Annotated in this window: 10 protein-coding genes and 6 pseudogenes; 2 read left to right on the top strand and 14 right to left on the bottom strand. The window is 38.0% G+C overall.

Annotated features, from left to right (window positions below; translation table 11 throughout):
• Window positions 1-11: 11 nt before the first annotated feature.
• From ACLKMH_RS07280 to sseA, 4 genes and pseudogenes are all read right to left on the bottom strand, one after another.
• Window positions 12-404, bottom strand: a complete 393-nt coding sequence (locus tag ACLKMH_RS07280; protein WP_413701444.1) for a DUF2750 domain-containing protein — start codon at window positions 402-404, stop codon at window positions 12-14.
• 1 nt (window position 405) lies between these two features.
• Window positions 406-688: pseudogene (gene ubiK, locus ACLKMH_RS07275) on the bottom strand (ubiquinone biosynthesis accessory factor UbiK).
• 69 nt (window positions 689-757) lie between these two features.
• Window positions 758-1,640, bottom strand: a pseudogene (gene ilvY, locus ACLKMH_RS07270) (HTH-type transcriptional activator IlvY).
• Window positions 1,641-1,656: 16 nt separating this feature from the next.
• Complete coding sequence (gene sseA / locus ACLKMH_RS07265) at window positions 1,657-2,523, bottom strand: 3-mercaptopyruvate sulfurtransferase (RefSeq protein ID WP_413701443.1); 867 nt, start codon at window positions 2,521-2,523, stop codon at window positions 1,657-1,659.
• A 146-nt stretch (window positions 2,524-2,669) separates the two neighbouring features.
• Here sseA and ilvC point away from each other — a divergent pair.
• Window positions 2,670-4,155, top strand: a pseudogene (ilvC, locus tag ACLKMH_RS07260) (ketol-acid reductoisomerase).
• A 528-nt stretch (window positions 4,156-4,683) separates the two neighbouring features.
• Complete coding sequence (tcdA, locus tag ACLKMH_RS07255) at window positions 4,684-5,454, top strand: tRNA cyclic N6-threonylcarbamoyladenosine(37) synthase TcdA (RefSeq protein ID WP_413701442.1); 771 nt, start codon at window positions 4,684-4,686, stop codon at window positions 5,452-5,454.
• A gap of 85 nt (window positions 5,455-5,539) precedes the next feature.
• Here the strand turns inward: tcdA and ACLKMH_RS07250 are convergent, their stop codons facing one another.
• The 10 genes and pseudogenes from ACLKMH_RS07250 to rbsD form a co-directional block, all read right to left on the bottom strand.
• The gene (locus tag ACLKMH_RS07250; RefSeq protein ID WP_413701441.1) at window positions 5,540-6,148 is read right to left on the bottom strand and encodes a MarC family protein; all 609 of its coding nucleotides are present in this window, start codon (window positions 6,146-6,148) and stop codon (window positions 5,540-5,542) included.
• 100 nt (window positions 6,149-6,248) lie between these two features.
• Window positions 6,249-6,710: a substrate-binding domain-containing protein gene (locus tag ACLKMH_RS07245; RefSeq protein WP_413701440.1), complete on the bottom strand. Its 462-nt coding sequence runs from the start codon at window positions 6,708-6,710 to the stop codon at window positions 6,249-6,251.
• Window positions 6,674-7,126, bottom strand: a complete 453-nt coding sequence (locus tag ACLKMH_RS07240; protein ID WP_413702281.1) for a hypothetical protein — start codon at window positions 7,124-7,126, stop codon at window positions 6,674-6,676. The genes ACLKMH_RS07245 and ACLKMH_RS07240 overlap by 37 nt, the downstream gene beginning before the upstream one ends.
• On the bottom strand, window positions 7,021-7,251 hold the full coding sequence (locus ACLKMH_RS07235) for a LacI family DNA-binding transcriptional regulator (RefSeq protein ID WP_413701439.1): 231 nt from the start codon (window positions 7,249-7,251) through the stop codon (window positions 7,021-7,023). The genes ACLKMH_RS07240 and ACLKMH_RS07235 overlap by 106 nt, the downstream gene beginning before the upstream one ends.
• Window positions 7,252-7,306: 55 nt before the next feature.
• A pseudogene (rbsK, locus tag ACLKMH_RS07230) lies at window positions 7,307-8,074 on the bottom strand (ribokinase); the annotation flags it as partial.
• Window positions 8,075-8,089: 15 nt separating this feature from the next.
• The gene (locus ACLKMH_RS07225; protein ID WP_413701438.1) at window positions 8,090-8,227 is read right to left on the bottom strand and encodes a hypothetical protein; all 138 of its coding nucleotides are present in this window, start codon (window positions 8,225-8,227) and stop codon (window positions 8,090-8,092) included.
• A gap of 127 nt (window positions 8,228-8,354) precedes the next feature.
• On the bottom strand, window positions 8,355-9,233 hold the full coding sequence (gene rbsB / locus ACLKMH_RS07220; RefSeq protein ID WP_413701437.1) for a ribose ABC transporter substrate-binding protein RbsB: 879 nt from the start codon (window positions 9,231-9,233) through the stop codon (window positions 8,355-8,357).
• Between the two features lie 81 nt (window positions 9,234-9,314).
• The gene (gene rbsC, locus ACLKMH_RS07215; protein WP_413702280.1) at window positions 9,315-10,298 is read right to left on the bottom strand and encodes a ribose ABC transporter permease; all 984 of its coding nucleotides are present in this window, start codon (window positions 10,296-10,298) and stop codon (window positions 9,315-9,317) included.
• A 12-nt stretch (window positions 10,299-10,310) separates the two neighbouring features.
• Window positions 10,311-11,800 (bottom strand): annotated as a pseudogene (rbsA, locus tag ACLKMH_RS07210) (ribose ABC transporter ATP-binding protein RbsA); the annotation flags it as partial.
• A gap of 43 nt (window positions 11,801-11,843) precedes the next feature.
• Window positions 11,844-12,262, bottom strand: a pseudogene (rbsD, locus tag ACLKMH_RS07205) (D-ribose pyranase).
• Window positions 12,263-12,355 lie beyond the last annotated feature (93 nt).

Raw genomic sequence — 12,355 nt, 5'->3', positions numbered from 1 at the left:
CAGATCATTAATTAATGAAGTGTTTTTGTTTCGCTTTGGCTGACTTCTTGAGATTTTTCTAATAATGAATTTTTTAATACCATCGCCTCTATTTCAAGACCATATAGGTTTTCATCCCAATTCACACCAGCAAATACCTGTTGATTTTGCATACCATCTAGCCAAGAGTCTAAAAACACACCCAGCTCAATCGGCGTAACTTTATAATTTGCCCATTCTTCATTTTGAAGTTTTTTAGCTATTTTTTCCTCTGACCAAAAAAGATAAACAGCCTGCGCATCTTTATTATCATGGGCATGACAATTCGCCCAACCTTCATTTTCATCAAATAAACCATATAAAACTAAGCTTTCGCAAACATCTTCTACAAACTTCTCAGCATTTTTTAAATATTGCTCTTTCATTTTATTTCTCTACTTCTTGTTCAGGTAACGCTTTTGAAGAGTCTAATTTACTCTCCAACTCTGCAAATTTAGCTTCCATTGCGGCAAGCTTTTCACGAGTGCGTAATAACACATGTGTTTGCACATCAAATTCTTCACGGCTGACCATATCAAGCTTACCCAATTGAGCTTGCAAGCACTTGTTTAATTTTACGATCAACATCTTCGCCAAAACTTTTTACTCCAGGAGGTAAAACCTCAGTGACTTGTTTTGCAATCTCTTCTAATTTTTTAGGGTTAAACATCTTTGGCTCCTTAAATTTATACGCCATTGTAAACGGCCTGCTTATTTATTTCTATAGATGCATGGAGAATTAAGACTCAACGCAACTGATAAAGGCATTAATCAAGGGTTCCTGTAAACGCTTTTTATTACAACAAACCCCAAGATCAAAAGACTGTATTGATGCCTCACTATTTATATTTTTAACCCGTTCTCTGACAGGACTATTTTCTACTACCACATCAGGGGCAATGCCAATACCACATCCCAATGCTACCATGCTAATGAGTGCTTCATGCCCTGCTACTGTGCCATAAATATGTGGTTTACCGACCTTAAATTTTCGAAACCAATGATCAAAACGACGTCTAACCGCCCCATGCTCGGGTAAAATAAAAGGCATATTCTTCCAATCAATCACGGCTTGGTTTAATTGCGATGTTAAGGCGCACTCGATAGTGGGTGCAATAATCGAAAGTGGAATTTCGGCAAGCTTTTTAAAATGCAACCCAGCCGGAAAACTATCTGGATAGGCGGTAATAGCAAAATCAACTTGCTCTTGAAGTACTTGGTCTACGGCAATAGCACTATCGCCCGTATTAAGCTTTATTTCAATTTTTGGATGAAGCTGTCGAAACCTATCTAAAATAGGCGGAAGATGACTGTAAGTCTGCAGTTACCGAACAAAATAAATTTATCTGCCCTTCGAGTTCACTTTTAGAGGCTTTTAATTCCTGCTTCAATATTTCCCATGATTCAATTTGTTTTAATGCATACTGTTTAAAAACATGCCCCGCATCCGTTAAAACCACAGAGCGATTATCACGCAAAAATAACACAACCCCGAGTTCATCTTCGATACGTTGAATACAGCGACTTAGCATTGAGGGACTAACATGCAAGGCCTGAGCAGTCTGGCTATAATGTAAACTCTGACTAAGATGTAAAAATAATTTTAGTGACTTTATATCCATTTATATCCGCCCTATTTTATTTCACAACAGGTAAGTCAAAGTCTGCGCCCCATTCCGTCCAAGAACCATCATAAACCGTTAAGTCATGATAGCCACATAGGCTAGCGCCTAATGCTAAAATACAAGCTGTGACTCCCGAGCCACAACTGAATATTACATTTTTATTCTCTTCGATTAGGGAAGTATAAATAGGTTTTAATTGTTCAATATCGCGCATTTTTCCATTTTCAAGTAAATCATTAAAAGGTAAGTTTTTCGCTGTTGGCATATGGCCACTGCGCAACCCTGCACGAGGTTCTGGCACTACCGCAAAGAATCTGTTGCTAGCACGTGCATCAACAATCTGAGATTGTTGATTATTAGCCACCTCTAGAACGGCATGTTTATCGGCAAAATAAGCTGGCTGATATTGAGCAACAAAATCACCAGTATTTAAATCATCATTTGGCTTACCAGGAATGACAGGATAGCCAGCGACTTTCCAGCTGTTTAAACCGCCATCTAAGACGGCAACATTATGAAAGCCCATGCTTTTAAACATCCACCAAACTCGAGGACTTGAAAAAATACCTAGTCGATCAAAAACTACCAGTGCACTATCTTGATTAATGCCTAATGATTGAACTTCATGTTGAAATAGAGCTTCACTCGGCATCATGTGAGGAAGTTCACTATTTTGATCACAAACTTTTTTATCAAAATCAAAAAACAATGCACCGGGAATAGTTTCCTGTAACCACTCTGTTTCACCATCGCGTTTAAGACCTTCTGTTGATGGCGCCATAAAATAGCTAGCATCAAGCAAAATAAGTTCTCTGTGGTTAATGTTTTCTGCTAACCAACTAGCAGAAACAAGATCATTCGGTAGTGTTAATCTGCTCATTTAATATAAATCCTCAATCAATTCAAACAATGTTTCATTATTTGCAATGTAGTGTTGCTAATATATCATTTTGCGCAACATAAGTTATGCGTTATAGTGCATTTCGTAAAATTACCCTATTTCTTAAATTCTGGAGCATGATAAGCATGGCTAACTACTTTAATACACTTCCTCTAAGTGAAAAACTAAACCAATTAGGTCAATGTCGTTTTATGGATCGTAGCGAATTCGCTGACGGTTGCGAAGCTTTAAAAGGCAAAAAAGTAGTGATCATTGGTTGTGGCGCACAGGGCCTAAACCAAGGTTTAAACATGCGCGACTCTGGTCTTGATGTATCTTACACATTACGTGCAAGAGCCTATCGCTGAAAAACGTCAATCTTGGAAAAATGCAACTGAAAACGGTTTTACTGTTGGTACTTATGAAGAGCTAATTCCAGAAGCTGACTTATTATGTAACCTAACTCCTGACAAACAACATACTGCTGTAGTTGCAGCTTGTTATGCCTCTTATGAAAGAAGGTGCAACACTTGCTTACTCTCACGGTTTCAATATCGTTGAAGAAGGCACAATTATTCGTGAAGACCTTACCGTTATCATGTGTGCGCCTAAATGTCCTGGTTCAGAAGTACGTGAAGAATACAAACGTGGTTTTGGTGTACCAACACTAATCGCTGTTCACCCTGCAAACGACCCTAAAGGTCAAGGCCTAGCATGGGCTAAAGCATACGCTTCTGCAACTGGTGGTGACCGTGCTGGTGTATTAATGTCTTCATTTGTTGCTGAAGTTAAATCTGACCTAATGGGTGAGCAAACTATCCTTTGTGGTATGTTACAAACTGGCGCAATCCTAGGTTACGAAAAAATGGTTGCTGATGGTGTTGAGCCTGCCTACGTCGCAAAACTTATCCAATACGGATGGGAAACTGTAACTGAAGGTCTTAAATACGGCGGCATCACTAATATGATGGACCGTTTATCTAACCCAGCTAAAATCAAAGCATTTGATATGTCTTTAGAGCTTAAAGATATTTTACGTCCTCTATTCAACAAGCACATGGATGACATCATTGAAGGCGAATTCTCTAAAACAATGATGGAAGACTGGGCAAACGATGACGTTAACCTCCTAAAATGGCGTGCGAGCAACAGCTGAAACTGGTTTTGAAAAACAACCAGCTGGCGACATGGAAATTGATGAGCAAGAATTCTACGACCACGGTATCTTCTTAGTAGCAATGATCAAAGCGGGTGTTGAGCTTGCATTTGAAGCAATGACTGCATCAGGTATCATCGATGAGTCTGCATACTACGAGTCTCTACACGAAACTCCACTAATTGCTAACACAATCGCACGTAAGAAACTTTACGAAATGAACGTTGTTATCTCTGATACTGCTGAATACGGCTGTTACTTATTCGACCACGTCGCAAAACCACTTCTTGCAGACTTCGTTAAAGCAATGAGCCCACAATTCTTAGGTTCAGCTCTTGAAGTTAAATCTAACTCAGTTGATAACGCGCGTTTAATCGAAGTAAACGAAGCAATCCGTTTCTCATCCTGTTGAAATCATCGGTAAAAAATTACGTGGTTACATGACAGACATGAAAACTATCGTAGAAGCTTCTTAAAGGCAGTTATTAGCTGTTAGCGATCAGCTGTCAGTTATAATCTAAAACACGTTCTAGAGCCAAGCAATTTGCTTGGCTTTTTTTATTTTAAAAAATTACGTTTGTTTAACATTCCGACAGACATGAAAACTATCGTAGTCGCTTCTTGAGAGCAGTTTTTAGCGGTCAGTTAAAGAACAGTTATTAGCTGTTAGCGATCAGCTTTCAGTTAAAACACGTTTCCAGAGCCAAGCAATTTGCTTGGCTTTTTTGTGCCTGAAAACAAGCTACGAGTGGCGAGCGTCTAGCCTCGAAAAAACAGGCTCATTTCATTTATGATTAGTGAATTTCGAAGCTCTAAGCTCGTGGCTTAATACACTGCTCCGAGTGGCGAGCTTCTAGCTTCGAAAAACAGACATATTTCACTCCTGACTAGTGAACTAGCTAACCTCCAACCTCCAACCACTAATAACTTTCCCTTCCTCTCTCTTTATATATTAAATAACAATGCGTATAATCTCGCCTTCCAAAATAATGAAGAGCTCTCTGATGACCGAACAATATGAAAATCGCTTTGGCGGTATTAAACGTTTATATGGCACTAAAGCATTACAACGCTTTAAAGATGCCCATATCTGTGTGATTGGTATTGGTGGTGTGGGTTCTTGGGTAGTCGAATCTCTGGCTCGTTCAGGTATTGGAAAACTAACTTTGATTGATATGGATGATTTGTGTGTTACTAATATTAATCGTCAAGTACATGCTTTAACGGATAGTGTTGGAAAGCAAAAAATAGAAGTTATGGCTAAACGTTGTAAGCAGATAAACCCTGAGATTATCGTTAACTGTGTTGATGATTTTATCGATAAACAAAACTGCTTTGAGTACTTATCCAGTGATATGGATTATGTATTTGATGCAATTGATAGCATCCATGCCAAAGTCGCACTTGTTGCACATTGTAAGCGGAATAAATATCCTTTATTAACCTGCGGTGGTGCAGGTGGGCAACTAGATCCAACACAGATACAAGTGACTGATCTAGCAAAAACAATTCAAGACCCTTTAGCGGCTAAAGTACGTTCTGAATTACGCCGTCATTTTAATTTTAGCAAAAATGTAAAACGTAAATTTCATATTGATTGTGTATTTTCCACCGAGCAACTCAGTTACCCTGATATGAACGGTGAAGTTTGTAAAGAGAAAGCTGAATCAGATGGTAGTCTAAAAATGGATTGTGCCAGTGGCTTTGGTGCTTCTACTATGGTTACTGCGAGCTTTGCTTTTATTGGCGTCAGCTTTATGCTTAAAAAATGCTAACCCGCATGGACAGAATTGAAAAAAGCCAAGCGAGCTAATTACTCATTCAGGCTGATCAAAATAAGCCTGAATGAATCATACAGTATTAAACAAAGGTCGGTAACAAAGAACGAATCCCATCAATAAACATCTGCACCGACATAATTAACAATAACATTCCCATTAATCGTTCTAAGGCTGTTAACCCTTTAACTTTAAGAAGTTTATATAATTTAGGCGAAAAAAGTAACACGATCGAAGCTAGTCCCCATGCTAATAAAAGCGACAAAAATAACTCCCAAGAGTGTTCCTTATTGGTTTTAGCTAAAACCATTAAAGTGGCAAGTGCGGCTGGCCCTGCAATCATAGGAACTGCAATTGGCACAACTAAAGGTTCATCACCTTTACTCACCGCAAACATATCTCCCTTAGGATCAGGAAAAATCATTTTTAAGGAAATGACAAAAAAGATAATGCCACCAGCAATGGTTATCGCTTGAGTTTCTAAATGAAACAGACTTAAAAATTGCTCTCCAAAAAATAAGAAAACAACCAAAATAAAAAGACCGATTAGCATTTCTCTTATAATAATCTTACTGTGTCTTTGTTTATCTATATTCTTTAAAATACTCAGAATTAATGGCACATTGCCAAAGGGATCTAATATAAAAAATATCAGTACTGCCGTTGATAAAATCGGAAATGATGACTCCATAAAAACCTTTTAACCTATTTTCTATTATTTAAAACTGACAAATAAAAAAACACCCGATATACGAGTGTTTTATCTGTTTAAAATGATTCAGTGAAACTAATTAGTTTATTACTTTAACACTATCACGTACTACTAAGCGAGGCTCTAATTGTATTTCAATGTTACCTTCTCGTTGCCCTTGAATTTGATCAAGTAAAGTATCAAAGGCGGTTTTACCAAGATTAAATTTTGGTTGATGAATAGTAGTTAAAGAGGGGCTGATATATTCAGACAATTTAATATTATCATATCCTACAATAGATAGATCCTGTGGCACAGACAAACCATGTTTATTAGCAGTATTAATAACCCCCATGGACATCATATCATTACAAACAAATAAAGCAGTGGGCATATGACCTGTATTAATTATCGTCTCAAATGCTTGTTTACCACCTTCACATTCAAAGTTACCAGAGGCGATCCAATTCTCGTTAATATCAAGATTTGCCTCCTGCATCGCTTTTTTATATCCAGCAAGTCGTTTTATCGCCACTTGCTTATCAAGGGGCCAGTTATGCAACCAATTTTAACATGCCCTTTTTCAATTAAATGTTGCGTTGCTAGATAACCACCATGCAAAGAATTATCTTGGATCGTATCCGCAGGAAAACTGGTGACACTAGAATCAAGCACCACTGTTGGGACGGCTTTATGGCGACTAAAAATATCCAAAGGATGATGCGAAATTTCATCACTCATCAGTAATAAGCCATCTACTCTTTTTTGTAGCAACATATCGATATTAAATCGTAAGCGTTCTAAATCACCTTCAGTATGACAAAGTAATAAACTATACCCTTCTTCGTAACAACGACGTTCTACCCCTTTAACTACTTCTGCGAAAAAGGGTTGGTAGAAGTAGTTACTAACATACCAAAAGTACGAGTATTTTTTAGCTTTAAACTGCGTGCTAAGGCTGAGGGGGCATAATTTAATGCCTCAACCGCTAACATTACACGCGAGGTTACATCTTCACTCACATAACGAGTCTTGTTTAAAACATGACTGACCGTTGAAGTTGAGACTTTAGCATGTTTAGCGACATCTTTTATGGTTGCCATCGGGGCTTGTTATTCCTATGTAATTAATTTACTCATGATAATTAGAAGTTGCAGTTTACAGCATTTTTACTAAGAATTGATCAACCTCTTTCCTATAAGGAATAGAAGTTTGTGCCCCCATACCAGTGACAGTAATTGCGTACTGCGACATGAGCAAATTTGATAGCCTGTTGTAAGTTGTTTTTTCTAATAAACTGGTTAATAACGCACCATTAAAGGTGTCGCCAGCGGCGGTTGTATCAATTGCTTTAACACTAAAGCCACTAATGTTATAACCTTCGTTATTTTCGCTAATCCAAACGCCTTGCTTACCTAAGGTAATCAATACCAGCTTAATGCCTTTTTTATGTAAATAGTCTGCGACTTTTTGAGCAGAAGCATCATCAGTAACTTCTATCCCCGTTAATACCTGCGCTTCAGTTTCATTCGGCGTAATAATATCAACTAAAGCTAGTAACTCATCACTTAAGCATTGTGCTGGGGCGGGGTTTAAAATCACTTTTGTTGATGAGCGGCTAGCAACTTTAGCGACCTCCAATACACTTTCTATCGGTGTTTCTAATTGCATCAATAGCATTTCAGCCTGAGCAATAGTATTTAAATGAGGTTGTAAACGTTCAACGGTTAATTTTGCATTTGCTTCCGCTGAAATACAGATACTATTTTCACCAGAGTCAGCAACTTGAATCATAGCGATGCCCGTAGGGGTATTTTTTTCGATCATTACTGCATCAACATTAATCGCATCTTTATTAAAATTTTCTCGTATATCAAGGCCAAAATTGTCGTCTCCCACACAGGCAATAAAAGCGACATCTGCGCCTAAACGAGCAGCTGACTACCGCTTGATTTGCACCTTTCCCCCAGCAATAACTGCGTAATGATGACCATGCATTGTCTCCCCCGCTCTAGGGAAATTAGCAACATGCAATACATGATCTGCATTGACACTACCTAAAACAACAAGCTTGCTCATAAAAATTACCTTTATCTTTTTGTTAAAATCACTTCTTTACTTTTTTATTCAAAATACCGTTGTCGCTAGTTATAGAGAAAAACAACAACATCTTGTTGTTGTTTTTCTTTTATTTAGACAGTTAAGCTTATTTAACAACCATCATCAGTGGCACAGGAATATTTTTAGCTACGCTTACCCCTTGTAACACCTTAACCGCAGATTCAACACCAAGCTCACCAATTAATGCAGGTTGTTGAGCAATTGTCGCACCAAGCATGCCACTTTTAACGGCGACAATGCCATCATCTGTACCATCAAAGCCAACAATAAAGATATCTTTTCCAGAAGCTTTAACAGCACGTAATGCGCCTAATGCCATTTCATCATTTTGTGCAAATACAGCCTGCGTATCTGGTTTTGATGCTAATAAATTTTCCATAACATTAAGACCTTTAGTACGGTCAAAATCTGCTGGTTGACTTGCTAATAAATCCATACTTTCTGATTTAACCGCCTTCATAAAACCTTCACCACGTTCACGAGCGACAGAAGTACCAGCGATCCCTTCAAGTTGAACTACTTTTGCATTTTTACCAATTGTTTCACTGATGAATTTACCAGCCATTTCACCACCAGCAACATTATCAGAAGCTATATGTGTTACCACTTCGCCTCGGCTTGCACCACGGTCTAATGTTAAAACAGGAATGCTCGCTTGGTTTGTTGCGCGAATAGCATTTGCAACAGCATCTGAATCCGTAGGATTAATTAAAATTGCCTTTACGCCACGGGTGATCAGATCTTCAACATTAGATAATTCCTTACTAGGATCATTTTGTGAATCTAATACAATCAATTGATAGTTTAATTGTTCAGCTTTCTTTTCAGCCCCTTCTTTCATTGAAACGAAAAAGGGGTTATTAAGAGTTGAAACAACCAGTGCAAGCGTATCTTGCGCCATAGCAGTCGCACTAAAAGAAGCTGATATAACAGCGGCTGAAATTAACGTCGTGATCTTTTTCATGTTATTTTCCTTTTTGTTACAGTTAATAACGAAAGCGTTATGCTTTCGTGCTTTTGAAATTAATTTTTTAGACAATGTCTATCACTTGTGTTTTCTATCTACTAATACCGCTAATAAAATCACAACGGCTTTCACTATCATTTGGTAGTAAGATGAAACATCTAATAAATTCAGAGCATTATTCAGTACACCAATAATTAAAGCGCCAATTAGTGTCCCCATAATGCGCCCTTTTCCACCCATTAAACTGGTTCCTCCAACCACTACGGCGGCGATGGCATCCAATTCATATCCCATCCCTGCCGTAGGTTGTGCTGAGGATAAACGAGAAGTAATAATGATCCCTGCCAAAGCAGATAAAAATCCACAAATTGCATACACACCAACTTTAATACGATCGACATTAATACCCGACAAAACTGTCGCAGACTCATTGCCACCTAGCGCATAAATATAACGACCAAAACGAGTATGATTGAGCAAATACCAAATCACAGCAAAGACACAAATCATTAGCCAGACAGGTACTGGTATGCCAAATAAATATCCAGTACCAAACCATGCAAAAGCGTCAGCAACATCCGTGAACCCAGTCGAAATCGGTCTTCCATCGGTATAAACCATAGTGACACCACGTAACAAAGTCATAGTTACCAGTGTTGCAATAAAAGCTTGTACTTGTCCCTTGGCGATAATCATACCTGTCATAGAACCAAGTACAGCACCTCCTATTAATGAAACTGGCACTGCAATCCAGACTGAAATTTCCATGCCTATCATGCTGGCGACAAAGGCGCCACACAGTGCCAAAATCGAACCTACACTTAAATCGATACCAGCTGTCAATATAACTAAGGTCATACCAGCGACTAAAATAGCAATAACAGAGGTTTGACGAAGAATATTAAGTATATTGCTAAGGGTAAAAAAATACTCATTCATCAATGCCACTACAGCGATCAACAAAATTAAGGCGATTAAAGATTTTTGCTCAACTAGCCACTCTTTACTGATGAAAGAATTGCCTTTCTTTGTGTCTTGATCATTGGCCGTACGACTACTCATGCTCGCTACTCCATTTATTTTTTTACCAACGGCGCAGGCCATTAGTTTTTCTTGATCTGCATCGGAAGCAATAAATTCACCACTCACACGCCCCTGATGCATCACCATAATTCGATCACTCATGCCAAGTACCTCAGGCATCTCTGAAGAGATTAAAATAATACTCATTCCTTCTGCTTTAAATTTATTAATTAACTGGTAGATTTCCTTTTTAGCGCCAACATCAACACCACGCGTAGGTTCATCTAAAATTAAAACCTTAGGTCGTGTCATCAACCCCTTCGCAATAGCTACTTTCTGCTGATTACCACCGGACAGGTTGCCAATCATTTGATTCATTGTTGGTGTTTTAATATTAAATAAGCGTATAAAATCTTTTACCGCCAGCGCTTCTGCTTGGTGATCTATTTGTAGTTGATGAGATAAATCTTTTAATGCACATAAAGACATATTTTCTTTAACAGATAGACCTAATATTAAGCCGTCACCTTTACGATCCTCGGAAATATAGGCAATACCATTCACTAGCCCCTGTTGAGGGTTGTTAATACTGATACGCAGGCCTTCTAAAATAACCTCGCCAGAAATACATGGTATAGCGCCATAAATCGCTTTCATCAATTCAGTGCGTCCCGCTCCCATCAATCCTGATACCCCTAAGATCTCACCATGATTAAGCGAAAAGCTGACATCATAAACCCCTTTGGCTGAGAGATTTTTAACCTGTAAACATTCACTTGATTGAGTATGATCTACATGCGGAACTGTTCATCTAAGCGACGCCCAACCATCAATTCAATCAAGGTATCTTCATCAATATCAGCGACTTTTCGTTGTCCGATAAACTTGCCGTCTCTTAATACGGTAATATCATCACAAATTTCAAATATCTCTTTTAATCGGTGAGAAATATAAACAATGCCATACCCCTCACTTCTTAATTCATTAATAATGCCAAATAAAAATTCCGTTTCTGTATCTGTTAATGCATCTGTTGGTTCATCCATAATAATAACTTTGGATTTAAAAGAGAGTGCTTTAGCAATCTCTACCATTTGTTGCTCACCTAGGCTTAATTCACTTAATAACTGTGACGATTTACGTTTGACGTTAAGGCGTGCTAATAAAGCATCAGCTTCTTTAAACATTAAAGGCCAATTAATCGCACCGAAGCGATTAGTTTTTTCTCTTCCTAAAAAAATATTCTCTGCAATGGTTAACTCACCAATCAGGTTTAATTCTTGATGAATAATACTAATGCCCGCTAATTGTGATTCTCTAGGCCCAGAGTAATGAACGACTTCATTTTGGTAAGTTATCTCGCCTTCATCTTCTTGATAAATCCCTGTTAATACTTTCATTAAAGTTGACTTACCTGCACCATTTTCCCCTAATAGCGCCATCACTTTTCCTGGGTACACATTTAATGAAGCGCCATCTAACGCTTTTACTCCAGGGAAAGATTTATGAATATGTTTGAGCGCTAAAATAGGTTCTTGCATATTAAATTCCTGCTATGACTAAAAGATATTTTAAAAGTAAGCATCAAAACACTACACCAGATTGAAAAATGATGTTGGCATAAGGGCTACACTCACCAGTACGAACAATTGCTTTACTTTGGCCTGTTTCAGCTGCTTGAATGATTCATGGCTGATATATTGAATATCTATTTGATGACCGTTAACTTGCTGTAACTTTAATAATTCAATTAAGGCGTGATATAAATCAGGGTTCTGTTGTTCAAGCTCTGTCGCTAAAAATACCCCTACAATATGTATTTCAGCTAGTAACACTTTAACAGTATCAATAAAACCTGGGATGCCATAAGTTAACGCAAGATCAATACGCTGATTAGCCGGATCAATCGGTAAACCAGCATCACAAATAGTGATTTCATCAAAATGGCCAAGAGAAGCAACCAAGCAGGATAACTGTGGATTCAACAGCGGTGTTTTTTTCATTAATGCTCACCCTTTCAATTAAACTGAGAAAATACAAACCAATAAAACAACCTATCGAAACGTTTACGCAAACGTTTCGATAAATGGAATTTA

The organism is Psychromonas sp. KJ10-10, assembly GCF_047323245.1.
In the GTDB taxonomy this organism is placed as follows: Bacteria; Pseudomonadota; Gammaproteobacteria; order Enterobacterales; family Psychromonadaceae; genus Psychromonas.
The sequence above is the reverse complement of the archived record's forward strand: the minus strand, read 5'-3'. Positions and strand labels throughout refer to the sequence as shown.

Coding starts and splice junctions, on each gene's coding strand:
- ACLKMH_RS07280 (WP_413701444.1), bottom strand. CDS start 404: ATGAAAGAGCAATATTTAAAAAATGCTGAGAAGTTTGTAGAAGATGTT.
- sseA (WP_413701443.1), bottom strand. CDS start 2,523: ATGAGCAGATTAACACTACCGAATGATCTTGTTTCTGCTAGTTGGTTA.
- tcdA (WP_413701442.1), top strand. CDS start 4,684: ATGACCGAACAATATGAAAATCGCTTTGGCGGTATTAAACGTTTATAT.
- ACLKMH_RS07250 (WP_413701441.1), bottom strand. CDS start 6,148: ATGGAGTCATCATTTCCGATTTTATCAACGGCAGTACTGATATTTTTT.
- ACLKMH_RS07235 (WP_413701439.1), bottom strand. CDS start 7,251: ATGGCAACCATAAAAGATGTCGCTAAACATGCTAAAGTCTCAACTTCA.
- ACLKMH_RS07225 (WP_413701438.1), bottom strand. CDS start 8,227: ATGAGCAAGCTTGTTGTTTTAGGTAGTGTCAATGCAGATCATGTATTG.
- rbsB (WP_413701437.1), bottom strand. CDS start 9,233: ATGAAAAAGATCACGACGTTAATTTCAGCCGCTGTTATATCAGCTTCT.
- rbsC (WP_413702280.1), bottom strand. CDS start 10,298: ATGAGTAGTCGTACGGCCAATGATCAAGACACAAAGAAAGGCAATTCT.